The sequence below is a fragment of the Pantoea alhagi genome (assembly GCF_002101395.1).
Taxonomy (GTDB): Bacteria; Pseudomonadota; Gammaproteobacteria; order Enterobacterales; family Enterobacteriaceae; genus Mixta; species Mixta alhagi.
This window is the reverse complement of sequence record NZ_CP019706.1, coordinates 4,181,664-4,200,328: the sequence shown is the minus strand read 5'-3', so window position 1 is coordinate 4,200,328 and position 18,665 is coordinate 4,181,664. Positions and strand designations below refer to the sequence as shown.

Genomic DNA, 18,665 nt, shown 5'->3' with positions numbered 1-18,665 from the left:
TCCACGGCAAAATCCATAACATGCGTGAATAACAGCATCAAATCAATGGGTTTGAAGTTTTTAGCGACGGTATCCAGCTTTGATTTGGCCAATGGTATCAGCGAAAGTTTCAGCCTGCTTAGGATCGTCTAACTGTGCAATAAGCCGTTCCATATTGATAATCACCTTACCTGCATCGGCCTGGCCCATGCCTTTCAGCATCATCGTGACCATCGCCTTCAGGCAGGCAACTTCATTCGCCAACTTCTCTGCTTCATGCGAGGTGTTAAAATCGTTATAACCCATAGCTTCTCCTTGATAAAATGGTACAAACATTTGAACTACTGCTCAAATCAGCGATAGCAGGAAAGTATAACATAAATTATGAGACTGTTTTCTCAGTTGAGCATGCAGGGTAAACAATAAAATGCCCTTCTGAACGAAGAGGTAAATAAAAAAACTGCGCTATTTAACCTGGATAAAAACGGTCAAAGGAGTCTTATTCCGTCACGCGATAGTGCCCGGCGGATTTAATTTAACTTGTTGTATGTAAAGGAATTTAAAAATTTAGATGATTTTCTGCCTATTTTTTAACGGATTTAACGCTTTATTATCGGTAGAGAGAAATAGTTGCGCTACGGGTAGAATAACGGTGGGCAGAGCGAGCAATTAACCGCCCAAAAAACGCTGAATTATGTTCAAACCTGTCACGAAAGAGAGTAACATTAAGCCGGTTAATTAAAGTGTCGCCCATAAACATCACCATTCCGGAGAAATCCTCTTTTGATCAGCATTCTTCTTGTGGATGACCACGAACTGGTACGCGCAGGGATCCGTCGCATACTGGAAGATATCAAAGGTATTCAGGTAACCGGCGAGGCATGCTGCGGTGAGGATGCTGTTAAGTGGTGTCGGACCAACCAGGTTGATGTGATCCTGATGGATATGAACATGCCGGGCATCGGCGGCCTGGAGGCGACGCGCAAGATCGTACGATTTAACCCCGATGTTAAAATTATTATGCTGACTATCCATACGGAAAATCCGCTGCCGGCGAAAGTGATGCAGGCGGGCGCTTCCGGCTACCTCAGTAAAGGAGCCGCGCCGCAGGAGGTCATCAGTGCGATTCGTTCGGTTCATTCAGGCCAACGTTATATCGCCTCTGATATAGCGCAGCAGATGGCGCTGAGCCAGATTGAACCGGAAAAGGGAGAATCTCCTTTCAGCTGTTTGTCGGAACGGGAATTGCAGATTATGCTGATGATTACCAAAGGGCAGAAAGTCACAGATATTTCTGAACAGCTTAATCTGAGCCCGAAAACCGTTAACAGCTACCGCTATCGTATGTTTAGTAAACTGAATATTAATGGCGACGTAGAGTTGACGCATCTGGCCATCCGACATGGCCTGTTTAATGCGGAGTCGTTGATCAGTAGTGAGTGAAGTTTTTGATGCAAAATCCTTTCTGAAAACCGTCACCAGCCAGCCGGGCGTCTACCGGATGTATGACAGTGGCGGTACGGTTATTTACGTCGGTAAAGCAAAAGATCTGAAAAAGCGCCTCAGCAGCTATTTTCGCAGCAATCTTGCCAGCCGTAAAACCGAAGCGTTAGTGGCCAATATCGATCATATTGATGTCACCGTCACCCACACTGAAACGGAAGCGCTGCTGCTTGAACATAACTACATCAAGCTTTATCAGCCGCGCTACAACGTGCTGCTACGTGACGATAAGTCTTATCCCTATATCTTTTTAAGCGGCGATCCTCATCCCCGGCTGGCTATCCATCGCGGCGCTAAACATGCAAAGGGCGAATATTTCGGTCCATTCCCCAATGGCTATGCGGTGCGTGAAACCCTGGCGCTGCTGCAAAAAATATTCCCGGTGCGGCAGTGTGAAAACAGCGTTTATCGCAACCGCACGCGACCCTGTCTGCAATATCAGATTGGGCGTTGTCTGGGGCCTTGCGTCGCAGGCCTGGTCAGTGAAGAGGAATATGCTCAGCAAACCGAGTATGTGCGGCTGTTTCTCGCCGGTAAAGATGATCAGGTGCTGAACATGCTGGTCAGCCGTATGGAACAGGCCAGCCAGGCGTTGCGCTTTGAAGAAGCTGCCCGCCTGCGCGATCAGATCCAGGCGGTGCGGCGGGTTACCGAAAAACAGTTTGTCTCTAATCAGGGCGATGACCTTGATGTCATTGGCGTCTCTTACGATGCCGGTATGGCTTGTCTGCATGTGCTTTTTATTCGTCAGGGCAAGGTATTGGGCAGCCGCAGCTATTTCCCAAAAATTCCCGGCGGGACCGAGCTGGCGGAAGTGGTGCAAACCTTTGTGGGTCAGTTCTATCTGCAGGGCAGCGAGTCGCGTACATTACCGGGTGAAATCCTGCTGGATTTTAATCTGCCGGAACGCGAGCTGCTGGCGGATTCTCTTAGTGAGCTGGCGGGACGCCGTATTCATATTCAGAGTAAGCCGCGTGGCGATCGTGCTCGCTATCTGAAACTGGCGCGTACCAACGCCGCAACAGCGCTGGTCACTAAACTCACCCAGCAATCAACGATCCATCAGCGGCTGGCGGCGTTAGCCGGGGTGCTTAAATTACCGCGTATCAACCGTATGGAATGCTTTGATATCAGCCATACCATGGGCGAGCAAACGGTCGCCTCCTGCGTGGTTTTCGACAGTAACGGGCCGGTGCGTGCTGAATATCGCCGCTATAATATCAGCGGCATCACGCCGGGAGATGACTATGCGGCGATGAATCAGGTGTTGCGTCGTCGTTACGGTAAAGAGCTGGAGCCGGAAAAGGTGCCGGACGTGATCCTGATTGACGGCGGCAAAGGGCAACTGGGGCAGGCGAAGCAGGTTTTTTCCGAGCTGGAAGTAAGCTGGGATAAACATCATCCTCTGTTACTGGGCGTGGCCAAAGGCAGCGATCGTAAGGCCGGACTGGAAACGCTATTTCTGGAGCCTGAAGGCGAGGGATTCTCCTTACCGCCTGACTCACCGGCGCTGCATGTTATTCAGCATATTCGCGATGATTCCCATAATCATGCGATAACCGGACATCGCAATAAGCGGGCAAAGGTCAAAAATACCAGCTCGCTGGAAAGTATCGAAGGCGTTGGGCCCAAACGACGTCAGCAGCTGTTAAAATATATGGGCGGCCTACAGCCATTGATGAACGCCTCGGTTGAAGAAATCGCCAAAGTGCCTGGCATTTCTCACGCCCTGGCGGAGAAAATTTTTTACTCGTTAAAACACTAACATTGAATCCCTTGTGGCAATGTAGCAACATACGGGTAAACCCTACTCATGCCAGACAGTTAGCGTACCTTATGCAATTGAATATACCGACGTGGCTCACCCTGTTTCGTATTGTGCTGATCCCTTTTTTTGTGCTGGCATTCTATCTGCCATTTCATTGGGGGCCGATGGTTTGCGCTATCATTTTTGTGATAGCAGCGATTACTGACTGGTTTGATGGTTTTCTGGCCCGTCGCTGGAAGCAATCGACCCGCTTCGGCGCCTTTCTCGATCCGGTAGCGGATAAGGTGATGGTCGCGATGGCGTTGGTGCTGGTGGCTGAACAGTTTCACGCCTGGTGGATCACCTTGCCGGCGGCGACCATGATTGCCCGCGAAATTATTATCTCTGCATTGCGCGAGTGGATGGCGGAAATTGGTAAGCGCAGCAGCGTTGCCGTTTCCTGGATCGGTAAAGTCAAAACCACGGCTCAGATGCTGGCATTGGTTGCGCTGCTGTGGCATCCCAATCAGCTGGTTTCAGCGATCGGCGTGGTGGCGCTCTATATTGCTGCAGTGCTGACTTTCTGGTCGATGTTTCAATATTTAAGCGCGGCGCGCGGCGATCTGTTTGAACACTGATCGATATGGTGCAAAAAACAGCAAACAACTGGCGCATAAAGATAATCGGGTTGACTCAGATGTTCAGCGCAGTAGAATGCAACTCATCGGACGGTAATAAATTTGCCGGAAGAGGAAAAATCAGTGCTTTGTTGCTGATGAATGCGGGAATAGCTCAGTTGGTAGAGCACGACCTTGCCAAGGTCGGGGTCGCGAGTTCGAGTCTCGTTTCCCGCTCCAGATTTTAAATTGTAGAAAGCATTTTCTGCAATTCTCCGAAAAGGGCCGTAAGGCCCTTTTTTCGTTACAAAAACCACACGCCTTCTCTTCTTTTGGGCTGACAGAGACTGATCCCTTTGTACGTCTGCAAAATAGCGCTCATTTTTTAATATGATTTAAGATTTATCTCTGCCAGCACAAAAGAGTATCGTTTAAACATTATTCTTATTAAGGCAGCGGACATTTATTGTTTCATTATATGCACCAGTTCTTTCAGCATGAAAAACAATGAGAGTTATAACAGGGAAAAGAATATGAGAAATAGAGCAATAGGGCATGCGTACGTCAATTATCCTTCTGTGGCGGCATTTATTTTACTTTCCTTAGCCAGTGTAACGCACGCGGCTAGTAACAGAAGTATAACCTCTTCAGTTGTAATGGTGTAACGGTCATTGATATCAACAACGCGAACGATCGTGGCATTTCACATAACGTATATGACAAATTTAATAGAGCTGTCAATGGTAGCAGGCAACAATTATGTTGATATAAATGACTGCGGCGCTGCAGGCAAAACCGCTGGCAGTGCGGATAACTGTTTTTGTTGCCTTACCGCTACTGTGGCTAATGTTCATTAATGCGCTATTGGCCTGGCTGGCCTGGAGCCTGCCGTTTATCCTTTACTTTTTCGTCTGCTATCTGCCGGCAAGCGGCTGCCATTTTTTGCATCTCTACTGGCGATGGCATACAGACTCTCTGACTGCCTGTAATATGTATCTGCGCTGTATTAAGATCGATAAGCGGGCCACGCTCGGGTAACTTGCGCCAGGGCTATCCATGGATTCATCACAGAACTGTCGCTACGGCAAAAACCGGTCTATAACTTATAGCGGTCCGCTAACGGATGTCAGGCTGCTGGTGACGCTTTAATCGCGAAGGATGAAAACAGAACAGAAAGCGTCGATGATTCATACAGCCTTGTGTTTTATGGAAAAGCTTCTTAAAAAATTTAACTTTGGGGGGTTGCCAACCGCGGGAAGTTAGTCCATAATGCCGTCCATCTGATGAGGGAACGCGAAAAAACTTCTCGAATCAATGAGTTAGCATTTGAGCAAAGATGCAGCTCCAGTTAAGAATTAGATGGTTCGAATTCGGACGATCAAACGGAATAAAGGCGCGTTGGCAGAGTGGCCATGCAGCGGATTGCAAATCCGTCCACCTCGGTTCGACTCCGGGACGCGCCTCCACTTTACACCCTGCCCGGGTGGTGAAATCGGTAGACACAAGGGATTTAAAATCCCTCGGCTGTATGGCTGTGCGGGTTCAAGTCCCGCCCCGGGCACCATAAATAATACCGAATAAAATCAAAGCAATATGTAGTAATGTCGTAACCGCCCAAGGGCGGTTTTTTTGTTTTTGTCTTCGGTTTCCTGATATCAACCTCTGACATGATTCCCTTATTCTGCCTGCCAGCTATCGAATAATCAGCCAGTCCGGACATGTGCATGAGCTGCATATCCTGATGCAGGATAACAACGCCACGCCAGTTATTAGTTACAACATACTATTATAATCCCTGAAGTTGCATCAGGCACCGAGCCATTGATGACCTGGCAGGAGAAAGCAGCAACTGCAGAGCGGTTTTTGATAAACCACAAAGGGATGCGGACAAAAAAGCGCATAATAGCGCCTCACTTACTTCGCAATATCACCACTTACTATGTTAATTCGTCAGGATGAGGCCAGAACCTTTATTACCGACAGCCGTCTAGCCGCAACGCTTGCACTGGTTGCCGGCGCGTTAAATACTGCTGCCTTTGAGGCGGTGGGTTTTTTCTCTGCCAATATGACCGGTAATGTCTCATCACTCTCCGAGCGACTGGCGCGTGCTGAGCTGCCGATCGCGCTGTTCTTTTTTGAAATTGTTTGTCTGTTTATTCTCGGCTCCACCTTCTCAACTCTGCTGATTAATCATGGCCGTCGCCACAGCATTAGCGCCGTTTACGTCATTAATATTCTGCTGGAGGGGATGCTGTTGCTGCTGTTGGGCGTAACAGAGATCTTTTTCCCGCAGGTAGCGGGCGGCATCCTGATGATCCTCAGCCTTAGCTTTTTAATGGGGCTGCAAAATGCGGTGGTTACGCGGATTTCCAACGCACGTGTGCGTACAACTCATGTTTCCGGAACGGCAACCGATATTGGCATAGAGTTAGCTATGCTGTTGGATATTTTGCGGCGTCGGGAATCTACGGAGTACACCCCGGTCTATCTGCAACGGCTGATGCTGCATGGCTCAACCATAACGGCCTTTCTGGTGGGTGGCGTAGGCGGGATTTGGCTCTACAGAATGATGGGAAACGGCTTTCTGCTGGTGATTGGCATGTTTTTAACGCTGCTGGCGCTAGGCTATCTTTTTAAAGCCCGCCGGATTACGGCGGGCGAATAAAAATGTAACAGGCCGTTTGGGTTATAGCGTGCCGCTCAGACGACGATGAAAATCGCTGCTGCGCGTATCCAGCCCAACGATTTTTACCCGCGCATCATAGCGCTGGTAGCGGTTTTCAATCGCATCAAGCGCCGCCACGCTGGAGGCATCCCAAATCTGCGCATGCGTTAAATCAATGGTGACATCCTGCGGATCGTGCGCATAGTCGAAATGCTCAAACAGGTCGTTGCTGCTGCCAAAAAACAGCGGGCCGCGCACCACATAGCGCACCGATTCACCGTCGGCACTGAGCTGCCGCTCCGCATGGATAACGTGCGCGACGCGACGAGCAAACAGCAAAATAGCGAAAACAACGCCACCAACTACGCCTATGGCCAGGTTACCGGTCCAGACGGTCATGGCAACCGTCAGCACCATGATCGCTGTTTCCGACAGGGGAATGCGTTTCAGGGTAGCGGGCTGCAGGCTGTGCCAGTTAATGGTTTTCAGCGCGACGATCATCATAATGCCCGCCAGCACCACCATTGGGATCTGCGCCATTAGCGCACTGAGCCCGGTTACCAGCAGCAGCAGAACCAGAGCGGCTGCAACAGTAGAGATACGTGTACGCGCCTTGCCTAATTCCACATTAACGATGGTCTGGCCAATCATGGCGCAGCCGGCGATGCCGCCGTAAAAGCCTGCAAGGATATTGCCGATACCCAGTCCCCAACATTCACGACGTTTGCTGGATGGCGTATCGGTAAGATCGTCAACCAGTTTCGCCGTCAACAAGGATTCCATAATGCCTACCAGCGCAATGCTCAGCGCCGTCGGCCAGACAATTTGCAGCGTCGCCAGATTAAGCGGCACGGCCAGCTGATTCAGGCCTGGCAGGCCAGCCTGCATCGGGCCTTCATCGCCAACGTTTGGCACATGCAGCCCACAGTAAACGGCAATGGCAGTAATCACCACGATCGCGACCAGAGGGGAAGGGACACTCTTTAATACGCGCGGCAGCAACAGCACAATAATCAGCGTCAGGGCAAACAGCAGCCACACCGGCAGCGACTGCCCCCAAACGTGCGGTACCTGAGCAAAGAATATGAGCACGCCCAGCGCGTTAACAAAGCCCAGCATCACCGAGCGGGGAATATAACGCATCATTCGCGCCAGCCCGGCGAGTCCGAACAGGATCTGTATTACGCCGCCCATCAGCACGGCGGGCATAATGTATTCCACGCCGTGCGCACGCACCATTGGGCCAATGACCAGCGCAACCGAACCGGCGGCGGCGGTCACCATCGCCGGACGACCGCCCAGCAGAGACAGCGTAAGCGCCAACACCACCGAGGCAATCAGGCTGACCTTAGGATCAACCCCGGCAATCACGGAAAATGAAATAACTTCAGGGATCAACGCCAGCGCGGTAATTACACCAGCCAGGCATTCGCGCGTGAGTAATTTGGGCGAGCGTAACACGCGGGCAACGGTTAGCTCGCTGTCGGCATGCTTTTCAGCGTTCGCCTCAGAAGAGGTGGTCATAATAATGCAGGCTCTTATTGTCTTAATGTCAGATGCAGCAGGGTGCATCATGGATCTGAAAGGTTTGAGTTGTCCATACAGGACAAGAGGCGCATGTTACCTGTAATTGTCTGTTGATACCAGTTTCAGACCGGGTTTCCCTCTGCGGGAAAGCGCCGGCCTGAGACGCAATGACATCACTACTCTGGCCGCTTTAACTGGCGATATAGCCAACTAAAGAGGTTAATAACCGATAATATCGTCTTCCGTTTTGTTAACCACCAGCTCCAGAACATGACGATAAACATCCAACATAACCACATCGCTCTCCAGCTCAAGACGCTGGATAAGACGTGAGATAATCGCTTTATTGGTTACGGGCTGCCCTGCCTGCAGAATCTCAGCCACGACGGCACCCAAAACTTCGCCTTCGTTAACGGCTCCCTGCTCCTGCAGGTTGAAATAGTCGGTAATATCCTTGTCGGTTTGCGAGGTAGTAGTCTGCATGTTCGTCCTCTTTAACGCGGCTGGTAGCGCGTCAAGGCTTAAGGGATCGGTCAGAAATGACCGGGTTCTAATGTTTACGGTCAAAAACCAATGATGTCTTGAGCAGAATGCAATACATCCTTCAGGCGAAAAAAAACCTCTGAAGGTGGAAATCCGAGTTAAACACCTTCAGAGGCGACGCAAATGCATCATTCGTTACAGAGCATGATTTAGCTCAGCGAAGATAAAGCTATACAAAAAAGGCAAAGTTGTACAAACAATGATTAAACAAAAAGTGCTATTCCTTAGTAATCAAATAATTAAAAAGCAAAATAATTATACAAAAGCTATACAAAATCGCGATAAAAACGTTTCGCTTGTAACATTTATTCTAAAGGTAACTTTAAAACCAGGCTGAAGGCAGTGAAGGCGCGTTTTTTGCCGTTCCCGGAAATGCCATTTTTTGCACCATAATAAGCCGGCAAGATTCTTCACAAGCCCTTTCTCCAGCGCCTATACTTACCAATGGCTACATACATAGAAGTCTAATCATTAGGTGTCTATATTTTGGATTCCTCTCAGCGCTTTCCTCGCCTGCTGCAGCTCACGGCGCACGCCTGGCGACTGGCTATCGACCGCCGACTAAAAGAGAGCGGCCTCAGCATGAATAGCTGGCTGGCTATCGCCACGCTGGCCAGCGAAAGTGAACCCATGACGCAGAAAGCGCTGGCGCAGGTGCTGGGGCTGGAAGAGGCCAGCATGGTGCCGCTAATCGACCGGCTGGTGGCGCAACGGCTGATAGAGCGTCTGCAGCCAGAAGAAGATCGACGTAAGCGTCTGCTTATTGTCACTGCCGAAGGCTGGGCGGTTTTTGAAAAAGTCAAAGTAGAAGCAGACCGTTTACGCGGCGAGCTGTTAACGGATATCGATCGCAACGAGTTAGCGATAGCCCAGCGCGTACTGCAGCAACTGCTGGATAAGACAGGAACTCTCTGACGTGGCGAAATCGAATCCTTATGCCCCGCGCCAGTGGCAGCCACATGAAAAGCCCATGCTGCCCGGTTCACCTTCAACACCGATTCATCCCACCAAAAAACGTATCGCTTTTGGGCTGGTTGGCCTGCTGATTACCCTGACGGGCGCGCTGAGCAATGCGCTGGTAACGGCTAATCTGACCAATCTTCAGGGCACCTTTGGCGCTTATTCAAACGAGATCGCCTGGCTCCCGGCGGTTTACGTAATGGGAAATATCTCTATTAACCTGCTGCTGGTGAAGTTTCGCCAGCAGTTCGGCCTGCGTATCTTTACCGAGGCTTTTCTGCTGCTGTATGTGCTGGTGGCCTTTTTTCACCTGTTCGTTAACGATCTCAGCTCGGCGATCATTGTCCGTACCGCGCACGGTATGGTGGCGGCCGCGCTGAGCTCTCTGGGCATTTACTATCAGATTCAGGCGTGGCCGGCAAAGCATCGCCTTAAGGCGTTAGCGATCGGCATCAGCGCTTCACAGTTGGCCATTCCACTGGCACGGCTATTCTCTTCCGAGCTGCTACAGCTGGAGGAGTGGCGCGGGCTTTATCTGTTTGAGCTGGGGCTGGCGATGGTGGCGCTGGGATGCGTGCTGATGCTGAAGCTGCCGCCAAGCGATCGCAGCAAGGTGTTTGAAAAAATGGATTTCGTCACTTTCATTTTAATGGCGCCGGGGATGGCGCTGCTGTGCGGCGTACTGTCACTGGGGCGCATCGAATGGTGGTTCAGTACGCCGTGGCTTGGTATTTGCCTGGCACTGGCTGTGGTACTGATCATCAGCGCGGTGGTGGTAGAGCATAACCGTAAAAATCCGCTGATCAATACGCGCTGGCTGGGCAGCGGAGCCATTATCCGGTTGGGTATCGTAATGATCATGATGCGCGTGGTGCTGGCGGAACAGAACAGCGGAGCCATCGGCTTTTTGCAGCAGGTTGGCCTGCAGAACGATCAGCTGCGTGGCCTGGCGCTGGCGATTATTGCTGGCGTGGTGCTGGGGATCACTGCCAGTGCGCTGACCTTAAAACCTGCACACTTCAGCTGGCCGATCGTCACCTCGTTGCTGATCATGATGATTGCGTCGTTTATAGACAGCCACTCTAATCCGCTGACGCGGCCGCACAATATGTATTTCAGCCAGTTTCTGCTGGGCTTCAGCAGCGCTTTCTTTATGGCGCCTGCCATGTTGCTGGGCATCGGCAGCGTGGTAACTCAGCCGAAAAATCTGGTGAGCTTCGTGGTGCTGTTCGGCATGAGTCAGAATTTAGGCGGTCTGATTGGCGCTGCCATGCTCGGCACCTTTCAGGTATGGCGGGAAAAATATCACTCCAGCCTGCTGGGTGACCAGCTTTCACTACTCGATCCCAACGTAACCGAGCGCCTTAGTCAGTACAGCGCGCTGTTTAATAGCCAGCTGGGCGACAGTGCACTGCTTAGCGCACAGGCGGTAGCGCAGTTGCAAAGTGTCTCCACGCTGCAGGCCAACGTACTGGCATGGAACGATACCTATTTACTGACCGCCGGGATGGCCTTTTGTACCCTGGTCTGGGTGCTTTATCGCCTGACGCGCCAGCGTATTATCACCCGACGTCAGCAGCAGCGTGAGGCCGCCGCTGCTCAACCAATTTCGGCAACATCAGCCAGCATGGAGAAACAATGAGCCAGCAGGAAGAAGTCAAAGCCGCCGAGCGCGAGCGTAATAATAAATTTCGGATCCTCTCCATTGCCGTTGGCAGCGGTATAGCTCTGGTTGGCGTACTGGTTATCCTTTACGCCTGGCAGCTATGGCCCTTTACCAGCGCGGTGCAGAGTACGGAAAATGCCTATGTGCGAGGGCAGATCACTTTTATCAGCCCGCAGGTCAGTGGCTATATCACCGCCGTTAATGTGCAGGATCTACAGCCGGTTCATAAGGGTGACGTGCTGATGACCATTGACGATCGTATCTATCGTCAGCGGGTTGAACAGGCGAAAGCGCAGCTGGCGATGAAGCAGGCGGCGTTAGCCAATAATCAGCAGCAGCGGCTCAGCGCCGAAGCGGTGATCGTACGTAACCAGGCGGCGCTGGAAAATGCCCGTGCGCAGGCGGCAAAAAGCGGCTTCGATTTAAAACGCGTGGAAAATCTGGTCGCGGACGGCTCGCTGTCCATTCGTGAGCGTGACGCGGCGCGCGCGGCGAATAGCGCGGCGGTAACTGCCGTGCAGCAGGCGAAGGCGACGCTGGAAGTATCACGTCAGGATCGGCAAACGGTAATCGTTAATCGCGCCTCGCTGGAGGCGGATGTCGCCAATGCGCAGGCGGCGTTGCAGCTGGCACAGATCGATTTAGACAACACGCGCATTATTGCGCCGGAAGAGGGGCAGCTGGGGCAGATCTCAGTGCGGCGCGGCGCCTATGTCTCAGCGGGAACGCGGCTCACGTCGCTGGTGCTGGCGAAAAAATGGGTGATCGCCAACATGAAAGAGACGCAGATGGCGCATGTGCGTCCCGGCTTGCCGGTCACCTTTACCGTAGATGCGTTGAACGGCGCAGAGTTTCACGGCGTGGTGGAATTTATCTCTCCGGCTGCTGGCTCGGAGTTCAGCGCTATCTCACCGGATAACGCGACCGGTAACTTTGTGAAGATAGCGCAGCGTATTCCGGTACGTATCAGGATCACGGATGATACGCAGGCGCGGCTGCGTCCCGGGATGTCGGTAGAGGTAAATATCGACACCTCCGGCGCAGAGGAGCCACGGTCATGATGTGCTGGAAACCGCAGGTGCTGGCGCTAATGATCCCATTGTTAATCGGCTGTGCCCGTGACGTAGACAAGGCACCGTCATCGTTGCCGATCCCGCCGCAGTGGCGTTATCGGGTGGGGCCGTCCGCCGCGCCGGAAGCGAACTGGTGGCGAACCTTTGCCGATCCCAATCTGAACCGGCTGGTGGAACAGGCCCTGCGCAATAATCCCGATATTCTGACCGCCCGTTCGCGCGTCGATCAGTATCGGGCGCAGCTGCGCGCCGCCGCCGGAGATAATTTTCCCACGCTGGATGTGGGCGTAGGCGCAACGCGTGCGCGTTCGCTGTCAGCCGTTACCGGGCAACCGCGCGAGGGCAACGTGTATCAGGGATTGCTGCAGGCAAACTATGACGTGGATCTGTGGGGATCGCGCAGTAGCAGTATCGATGCCGCACGCGCGTCGCTGGCGGCGCAACAGGCCGCCGCGGCTGCGGCTGAACTGACCATCGCCACCTCGGTCGCCTCCGGCTATATTTCCTTGCTGGCGCTGGACGAGCAGCTGCGCGTGACCCGGGCGACGCTGGCGACGCGAGAAAACTCGCTCAATCTGGCGCAGCGTCAGTTCGCCGCAGGTTATACCTCGCGGCTGGAGTGGATGCAGGCAGCATCGGAATATCAGGCGGCCAAAGCGCAAATTCCCCAGCTTGAACATCAAATCCATCAGCAGGAAAACGCGCTGAGTATTTTAGTGGGCATGAACCCGCGTCGCATTGCTCGCCAGTCAAACTTTACGCAGGTGATGCCGCAGCGGTTACCGTCGCTGTTTCCATCAGAGTTGCTGCAGCGCCGACCAGATATTGTTCAGGCCCAGCGGCTGCTGCTGGCGGCGGACCAGACGCTGGTCTCTTCTCAGGCCCAGCTGCTGCCCTCGCTTAATCTGACCGCCTCTGGCACCCTGCAATCCTCGGTGCTGCATCAACTGGTGGATAATCCGTTCCGGCTGTGGAGCATTGGCGGCAGCGTGCTGGCACCCTTGCTGAATCGGGAGGCGCTAACGGCGCAGGTAGATGTTTCGATGGCATCGCGCAATCAGGCGCTGTACGGCTATGAGAAAGTAGTGCGAAACGCCTTTAGCGAAGTAAACGATGCGCTGGATGCGATTCAGCAGACCCAGGCGCAGCTGCAGGAGGTAGAAAAGCAGCAGGAGATCGCCGCCGACACGCTGCGTATTGCCCGCAACCGCTATCAAAACGGCTACGCTTCCTATCTTGACGAGCTGGATGCACAGCGTACGCTATTCAGCGCGCAGCTGAACGTGGTACAGCTGAAAAGCAATCTGCTGCTGGCGCAAATCGATCTCTATCGGGCGTTGGGCGGCGGCTGGCACTCTTAAGAGCCTGCTTAGCGCGCCGGAACGCTAAGATTCGGCGCAGCCTCAGCAGGCGGTTACGATTTCAATCAGCCGTGCTACACTGTAAAACCGCATGGCAGAAACAGAGCGGTGTCTTGTTTATCGATTATGCCCGCTGTGATGATGACAAAAATGAATGAAATTTTGCCGCCTGAGCCTCCAGAAAGAGATGAACTGCCGCAACTCGACGATGCGCAATTTGCCATTGTAGTCCTGTTATTGACCTCTTTTACTCTGATATTCTTTGTTCTCATTGTTACGCTATGGATGTCATAATTGCACACTGCAAAAGGTCCGATGGTTAAATAAGGAGATCAGTGATGGAAAACCGTGACGATAAACTTATCGCGTTAATTGGTTTACTCGCTGCCAGTCTGATCGGCATCGTAGTTATCTTTACCACGACCTGGCTGGCCGACATTCGTCGTCCCTCATCCGACGCGTTTGAAGTTCAGACCTGCACCATGCCGCCTGCAGAACCCGCCGCTCAGCCCGCCGAAGCTTCCCCGACGCCTTAACCTTTTGCACGATTTTGTAATTTGATTTGCTGGCTGCGTAACGCCAGCGCCAGCGGCTCATAGAGCGTGCGGCTGCCATTGGGATCGGGCAGGCCAAACAGCGGGCCGGGCGAGCGACGGTCGTCTGCCCAGGCCGGATACTCCACTACCGGATAGAGGGAAATGCCTTCCATTGCCACTCCCTGTTCCAGCGCCAGCTCCACTTCATCAGCAACAATGTTCAGCCAGTTGGCCCGTGCTTCCCCTTCCGCACCGGTTTCCGCTAACAGCATTGGGCGCTGATAACGTTGCCAGACCTCCTCCAGCAGCAGATGCAGCGGACGCCAGGCGGCGTGCGTTGCGTTTAAAGGCGAGCCGTTACTGAGCCACTGATTATCGGGATAGTAGTTCAGACCGATAATATCCAGCGCCTCCGGGCTGCCGCCCAGCTCCGGGCATTGCTTGCCGCACAGCATATCCCAGGCGTCAAACTGTGAAAGGTGCTGACGCTGCGCCTCTTCACGCGCCGCCGCGCTGTGGTCAGCGGGCGCAACATGCACCAGCGGATCCGTCAAAACAAAGCGCGCCTGCGGATAGATCTCGCGTATCGCGGCGATCGCCGCCAGGCTGGCGCGCACCAGCTGTTTCTTCAGGGCCGGGCCGCGTCCGCTGGCGTAGGGGTTAAGCCAGGCCACCTCCGCGCCCGCCCACGACCAAAAGGAGATCTGATTGATGGGGGTGAAAAAGGGTTGCTCAATACCCTCGTTGCGCATCACTTCCGCCATGGCGCGGGCAAAACGGGCGAAGGCATCAACAAAGCCGGGTGACCAGATATCGAGATGATCCGGATAACCAAAGTGCGCCACTTCCCAGATCACCTGAATTCCGTGCTGGCTGGCGGCATGCACCATCGGCAGAAAAGAGGACCAGTCATATTCGCCAGGCGTTTTTTCGATCAGATACCAGCGTGCACCGTCGCGTGCGGTCAGTAAACGATGCTCCACCAGCGCGGCATAATCTTTATGGATCAGCATATCGTGCCCGCTGCTGATAATCATATCCAGACGTTTACCCTCTTTGCGGCAGGCGGTTGAGCAGGGGAAGCTGCCCTGAAAAAAGCTGTTGAACAGAGACGGCTGATGGCGCTGCGATGGCACGGTTGATGAGGTAACTCGCATGCGGTTCTTCTCCTGTAAAAAAGGCAGGCGCGGAACGTTTCGCTAAGTCTAGACTAAATGGCATCCCCGACCCGATTTTCACCATTGATATTGCGAGGAGAAAACATGCATAGCCGACTACGTATTATTCAGGGTGATATTACGCGTCAGCAGGTAGACGTGATTGTTAACGCCGCAAACAGCAGCTTACTGGGCGGCGGCGGCGTTGACGGCGCAATTCATCGCGCGGCGGGACCGGCGTTGTTAGCCGAGTGTCGCCAGCTGGCGGCGAGTCGGGGCGGCTGCCCGACCGGAGAGGCGGTGCTGACCGGAGCCGGCAACTTACCGGCGCGTGCAGTGATTCATACCGTAGGCCCGGTCTGGCGTGGTGGCGGCCAGGGCGAAGCGGAGCTGCTGGCCAGCGCCTATAATAATAGTTTGCAGCTGGCCGCAGAGCATCGCTTCGCCACCATCGCCTTTCCCGCTATCAGCACCGGCATTTATGGCTACCCTAAAGCGGCGGCGGCGACGATCGCCTTGCGAACCATTAGCCAGTTTTTGCAGCAGCACGACTATCCGCAGCAGGTCTGGCTGGTCTGTTTTGACGAGGAAAGCTATCGTCTTTATCGCCAGCATTCAGAACAGGCCGATGACGGCGGAGCTGCAGCCGGTGAATAATAACAATCAGGTTTAGAAAAAAGGAAAAATAATGGCTGAAGCGCTTTACCCGCAGGATAACGTGACGCCTGCAGACAGCCGTACCCGCCTCGCCAGGGCAGTTAAACCCCGTACCGTTCAACATCCACAGCACAGCGGTATCCATTCATTAAGCGACGGACTGGATGCCTTCGCTGCTCGCTATCAGCTGTTGTCGATGGCGGAAGAACGCATCGATATCCAGTACTATATCTGGCAAAACGATATGTCCGGACGGCTGCTGTTCAGCGCGCTGCTGGAGGCCGCTGACCGGGGCGTCCAGGTCCGTTTGCTGCTGGATGACAACAACACCATGGGACTGGACAAAACGCTGAGCGAACTGAATCGTCATCCCAATATCGAGATCCGCTTATTTAATCCGTTCTCGTTTCGCACTCTGCGGGCGCTGGGTTATCTCAGCGATTTTGCCCGCCTGAACCGCCGCATGCACAATAAAAGCCTGACCGTTGATGACATGGTTACCATTGTCGGCGGGCGTAATATTGGCGATGAATACTTTGGCGCAGGCAAACAGCCGCTGTTTTCCGATCTCGATGTTATGGCGATCGGGCCAGTGGTGGAAGAGGTGGCGGCTGACTTTGAACGCTACTGGCAAAGCAAGGCGGTGACCGCTTTTTCCGCGGTGGTGGATGAAGCGCCGGACGATTCCCGCGCGGAAGTGACGCTGCCAGAAGCCTGGCGCGACAGCGAACAGGTGCAGCGCTATATGCAGCGCCTGCAGTCCTGCGGCTATATGTCGCAGCTGGACAGCGGCGAATTAAAGATGACCTGGGCACCGGCGCGTCTGTTGAGCGACGATCCGCGTAAGGGACTGGGCAAAGCGCGGCGCGCCACGCTGCTGCCGCAGAGGATGATCGAAATCATTGGTCGCCCGCAACACCAGTTCGATATCATTTCCGCCTATTTTGTCCCGACGCGCGCGGGCGTCGCGCAGCTGCTGGCGCTGGTGCGCAGCGGCGTTAAAATCGCTATCCTCACTAACTCACTGGCGGCTAACGATGTATCGGTGGTGCATGCCGGCTACGCCAAATGGCGTAAAAAGCTGCTGCGTCATGGCGTTAAGCTGTATGAACTAAAGCCGCAGGCCGATAGCGAAGAGAAGCCGCACGATCGCGGACTTACCGGCAATTCCGGCTCCAGCCTGCATGCCAAAACCTTCAGCGTCGATAACCAGAAGGTGTTTATCGGCTCCTTTAACTTCGATCCGCGTTCGGCAGTGCTGAATACCGAAATGGGGCTGCTGATCGAGAGCGAAACGCTGGCAAGCAATATCCATCAGCGGTTTGTCGAAGAGATGCGTGAGCGCGCCTGGACGTTGCGGCTGGATAAATGGGGACGGGTTAACTGGGTGGAATATGAAGGTGAACCGGGGGAAATCGTGCATAAGCATGAGCCGAAAACCCGCTTTTATCAGCGTCTGCTGGTGCGCCTGGTCTGGCGTCTGCCGGTAGAGTGGTTGCTATAGCGGGCATCCATGCCCGTCTGTAACTCAGGGGCGGGCTTTTCGCCCGGAAAACAGGAAGCGCAGCAGCGGAATGCGCAAATGAATTTCATACAGCACAAAGGCGATGCCGAAGACAAACAACAGGCCAGCAATAAAACCCAGCGCATTATTATGAATATGCGGCGTAATAAAGATGCCGTACAGTAGCGTCAGCGGATGATGCACCAGATAGATAAACAGAGAAGCATTCACCAGCCAGGTAATGCGCGCTGAATGGGCATTCAGGAAGCGATGCCCAAAGGAAAATACCACGTTAACCATCCACAGACCCATGAGCATTGATACCACCGCATCAATTTCATACATCCAGCCTTCGCCGCTGCTGTAGCGCTGGTTGGCCATATAGGCGAAGAATGCCAGCACCGAGCCGATTAGCGCCCACGGATTAAAGCGCACAAAGCGCGCCTTCAGCGCCGGATTGCGCCAGACGAGCGCGCCAAGCCAGAAGAAAGGGAGATAAAACAGGGTTTGCATAACGGCAAAGTTGAAAAGCCCATCGGTCAGCAGCGCAGGCTGAAAGGTAAAAATCAGACGGCGAAAAGCGCCCCAGCACAGGCTGTAAAACAGCACTGCCAGAGTGAGTATCAGCCAGCCGGGCGCGGTGGTCAGGTTTTGCTCCGCCGCCCGCAGGTGGCGAAACAGCACCAGCCCCAGCGAGGTGAAAATAACCAGCACCAACAGAAACCACAGGTGGGAGGTAAGCTCCCAGACCAGGGTGTTATATTTTTCATACGCGGTAAAGTGTGGCCAGCCGGTGATTTTACCCGTCCACTCTTTCAGTATAAAAAACTGGGGCAGGGTAATCAGCGGAATGGCGCTGAGCATCGGGATGCCAACGCGCTCCACGCGCACTTTCCACCATTCGCGCGGTGCATAGCGCAACCAGAGCATAAAAGAAAAGTAACCAGATATGACGAAAAACACCTGCATGCGGAAAGCATGAATAAAGTCATTGAACACGGTTAACCACAACGACGGCTCCGCGCTGTTAACAGACCACTGGTGGCTGGAATAAATAAGTGAAACATGAAAAGGAATGCCAAGAAGCATCAGCCAGGCGCGAATAGAATCAAAAAAATATTCACGCTGATGAGATTTAGTACGCATAGTTATCCAGTTTTAGTACGTTTT

General features: G+C 53.4%; 17 protein-coding genes and 3 tRNA genes. 15 read left to right on the top strand and 5 right to left on the bottom strand.

The window, feature by feature from the left end; translation table 11 throughout:
• Positions 1 to 60: 60 nt before the first annotated feature.
• Complete coding sequence (locus tag B1H58_RS19975; protein ID WP_085072161.1) at positions 61 to 285, bottom strand: DUF2594 family protein; 225 nt, start codon at positions 283 to 285, stop codon at positions 61 to 63.
• A gap of 477 nt (positions 286 to 762) precedes the next feature.
• Here B1H58_RS19975 and uvrY point away from each other — a divergent pair, with 477 nt between their 5' ends.
• The 8 genes from uvrY (at position 763) to B1H58_RS19935 (ending at position 6,511) form a co-directional block, all read left to right on the top strand.
• Entirely contained in the window at positions 763 to 1,422 is a 660-nt protein-coding gene (gene uvrY / locus B1H58_RS19970) for a UvrY/SirA/GacA family response regulator transcription factor (protein ID WP_085072160.1), read from the top strand.
• Positions 1,415 to 3,247 carry an excinuclease ABC subunit UvrC gene (gene uvrC, locus B1H58_RS19965; RefSeq protein ID WP_085072159.1) on the top strand — a complete coding sequence of 611 codons (1,833 nt, stop codon included), beginning with the start codon at positions 1,415 to 1,417 and terminating at the stop codon, positions 3,245 to 3,247. The genes uvrY and uvrC overlap by 8 nt, the downstream gene beginning before the upstream one ends.
• A 71-nt stretch (positions 3,248 to 3,318) precedes the next feature.
• On the top strand, positions 3,319 to 3,867 hold the full coding sequence (gene pgsA, locus B1H58_RS19960) for a CDP-diacylglycerol--glycerol-3-phosphate 3-phosphatidyltransferase (RefSeq protein ID WP_085072158.1): 549 nt from the start codon (positions 3,319 to 3,321) through the stop codon (positions 3,865 to 3,867).
• A gap of 143 nt (positions 3,868 to 4,010) precedes the next feature.
• Positions 4,011 to 4,086: transfer RNA gene (locus B1H58_RS19955), tRNA-Gly, on the top strand.
• Positions 4,087 to 4,617: 531 nt separating this feature from the next.
• A complete protein-coding gene (locus tag B1H58_RS19950) occupies positions 4,618 to 4,884 on the top strand; it encodes a hypothetical protein (protein WP_085072157.1) in 267 nt (88 codons plus the stop codon).
• 354 nt (positions 4,885 to 5,238) lie between these two features.
• Positions 5,239 to 5,312: transfer RNA gene (locus tag B1H58_RS19945), tRNA-Cys, on the top strand.
• Between the two features lie 11 nt (positions 5,313 to 5,323).
• Positions 5,324 to 5,410, top strand: a tRNA-Leu gene (locus B1H58_RS19940).
• A 375-nt stretch (positions 5,411 to 5,785) separates the two neighbouring features.
• Positions 5,786 to 6,511 (top strand): YoaK family protein, encoded by a 726-nt coding sequence (locus tag B1H58_RS19935; RefSeq protein WP_085072156.1) that lies wholly within the window; start codon positions 5,786 to 5,788, stop codon positions 6,509 to 6,511.
• A gap of 21 nt (positions 6,512 to 6,532) precedes the next feature.
• On the opposite strand, the gene B1H58_RS19930 is transcribed toward B1H58_RS19935, so the two are convergent.
• On the bottom strand, positions 6,533 to 8,035 hold the full coding sequence (locus tag B1H58_RS19930) for a SulP family inorganic anion transporter (protein WP_085072155.1): 1,503 nt from the start codon (positions 8,033 to 8,035) through the stop codon (positions 6,533 to 6,535).
• Between the two features lie 222 nt (positions 8,036 to 8,257).
• A complete protein-coding gene (locus tag B1H58_RS19925; RefSeq protein WP_085072154.1) occupies positions 8,258 to 8,521 on the bottom strand; it encodes a biofilm/acid-resistance regulator YmgB/AriR in 264 nt (87 codons plus the stop codon).
• Between the two features lie 543 nt (positions 8,522 to 9,064).
• On the opposite strand from B1H58_RS19925, the gene B1H58_RS19920 reads away from it, so the two are divergent.
• From B1H58_RS19920 to B1H58_RS19900, 5 genes are all read left to right on the top strand, one after another.
• Positions 9,065 to 9,496 carry a MarR family winged helix-turn-helix transcriptional regulator gene (locus B1H58_RS19920; RefSeq protein ID WP_085072153.1) on the top strand — a complete coding sequence of 144 codons (432 nt, stop codon included), beginning with the start codon at positions 9,065 to 9,067 and terminating at the stop codon, positions 9,494 to 9,496.
• A 1-nt stretch (position 9,497) separates the two neighbouring features.
• On the top strand, positions 9,498 to 11,183 hold the full coding sequence (locus B1H58_RS19915; RefSeq protein WP_085072152.1) for an MFS transporter: 1,686 nt from the start codon (positions 9,498 to 9,500) through the stop codon (positions 11,181 to 11,183).
• On the top strand, positions 11,180 to 12,268 hold the full coding sequence (locus tag B1H58_RS19910; protein WP_085072151.1) for an HlyD family secretion protein: 1,089 nt from the start codon (positions 11,180 to 11,182) through the stop codon (positions 12,266 to 12,268). The genes B1H58_RS19915 and B1H58_RS19910 overlap by 4 nt, the downstream gene beginning before the upstream one ends.
• The gene (locus B1H58_RS19905) at positions 12,268 to 13,641 is read left to right on the top strand and encodes an efflux transporter outer membrane subunit (RefSeq protein WP_085072384.1); all 1,374 of its coding nucleotides are present in this window, start codon (positions 12,268 to 12,270) and stop codon (positions 13,639 to 13,641) included. The genes B1H58_RS19910 and B1H58_RS19905 overlap by 1 nt, the downstream gene beginning before the upstream one ends.
• Positions 13,642 to 13,979: 338 nt before the next feature.
• The gene (locus tag B1H58_RS19900; protein WP_085072150.1) at positions 13,980 to 14,177 is read left to right on the top strand and encodes a hypothetical protein; all 198 of its coding nucleotides are present in this window, start codon (positions 13,980 to 13,982) and stop codon (positions 14,175 to 14,177) included.
• Here the strand turns inward: B1H58_RS19900 and B1H58_RS19895 are convergent.
• Positions 14,174 to 15,334, bottom strand: a complete 1,161-nt coding sequence (locus B1H58_RS19895) for a glycoside hydrolase family 1 protein (protein ID WP_085072149.1) — start codon at positions 15,332 to 15,334, stop codon at positions 14,174 to 14,176. The two genes, B1H58_RS19900 and B1H58_RS19895, sit on opposite strands and share 4 nt — an antisense overlap.
• 105 nt (positions 15,335 to 15,439) lie before the next feature.
• On the opposite strand from B1H58_RS19895, the gene B1H58_RS19890 reads away from it, so the two are divergent.
• Both B1H58_RS19890 and B1H58_RS19885 read left to right on the top strand, forming a co-directional pair.
• Complete coding sequence (locus B1H58_RS19890) at positions 15,440 to 15,991, top strand: O-acetyl-ADP-ribose deacetylase (RefSeq protein ID WP_085072148.1); 552 nt, start codon at positions 15,440 to 15,442, stop codon at positions 15,989 to 15,991.
• A gap of 31 nt (positions 15,992 to 16,022) precedes the next feature.
• The gene (locus tag B1H58_RS19885) at positions 16,023 to 17,495 is read left to right on the top strand and encodes a phospholipase D-like domain-containing protein (RefSeq protein WP_085072147.1); all 1,473 of its coding nucleotides are present in this window, start codon (positions 16,023 to 16,025) and stop codon (positions 17,493 to 17,495) included.
• A 24-nt stretch (positions 17,496 to 17,519) separates the two neighbouring features.
• Here B1H58_RS19885 and mdoC read toward each other — a convergent pair whose 3' ends face one another.
• A complete protein-coding gene (gene mdoC, locus B1H58_RS19880) occupies positions 17,520 to 18,641 on the bottom strand; it encodes a glucans biosynthesis protein MdoC (RefSeq protein WP_085072146.1) in 1,122 nt (373 codons plus the stop codon).
• Positions 18,642 to 18,665: the final 24 nt, after the last annotated feature.

What these genes read in the sequence shown, in the direction of transcription:
- B1H58_RS19975 (WP_085072161.1), bottom strand. Translation starts at nt 285, where the DNA reads ATGGGTTATAACGATTTTAACACCTCGCATGAAGCAGAGAAGTTGGCG.
- pgsA (WP_085072158.1), top strand. Translation starts at nt 3,319, where the DNA reads ATGCAATTGAATATACCGACGTGGCTCACCCTGTTTCGTATTGTGCTG.
- B1H58_RS19950 (WP_085072157.1), top strand. Translation starts at nt 4,618, where the DNA reads ATGACTGCGGCGCTGCAGGCAAAACCGCTGGCAGTGCGGATAACTGTT.
- B1H58_RS19935 (WP_085072156.1), top strand. Translation starts at nt 5,786, where the DNA reads ATGTTAATTCGTCAGGATGAGGCCAGAACCTTTATTACCGACAGCCGT.
- B1H58_RS19930 (WP_085072155.1), bottom strand. Translation starts at nt 8,035, where the DNA reads ATGACCACCTCTTCTGAGGCGAACGCTGAAAAGCATGCCGACAGCGAG.
- B1H58_RS19925 (WP_085072154.1), bottom strand. Translation starts at nt 8,521, where the DNA reads ATGCAGACTACTACCTCGCAAACCGACAAGGATATTACCGACTATTTC.
- B1H58_RS19910 (WP_085072151.1), top strand. Translation starts at nt 11,180, where the DNA reads ATGAGCCAGCAGGAAGAAGTCAAAGCCGCCGAGCGCGAGCGTAATAAT.
- B1H58_RS19905 (WP_085072384.1), top strand. Translation starts at nt 12,268, where the DNA reads ATGTGCTGGAAACCGCAGGTGCTGGCGCTAATGATCCCATTGTTAATC.
- B1H58_RS19900 (WP_085072150.1), top strand. Translation starts at nt 13,980, where the DNA reads ATGGAAAACCGTGACGATAAACTTATCGCGTTAATTGGTTTACTCGCT.
- B1H58_RS19895 (WP_085072149.1), bottom strand. Translation starts at nt 15,334, where the DNA reads ATGCGAGTTACCTCATCAACCGTGCCATCGCAGCGCCATCAGCCGTCT.
- B1H58_RS19890 (WP_085072148.1), top strand. Translation starts at nt 15,440, where the DNA reads ATGCATAGCCGACTACGTATTATTCAGGGTGATATTACGCGTCAGCAG.
- B1H58_RS19885 (WP_085072147.1), top strand. Translation starts at nt 16,023, where the DNA reads ATGGCTGAAGCGCTTTACCCGCAGGATAACGTGACGCCTGCAGACAGC.
- mdoC (WP_085072146.1), bottom strand. Translation starts at nt 18,641, where the DNA reads ATGCGTACTAAATCTCATCAGCGTGAATATTTTTTTGATTCTATTCGC.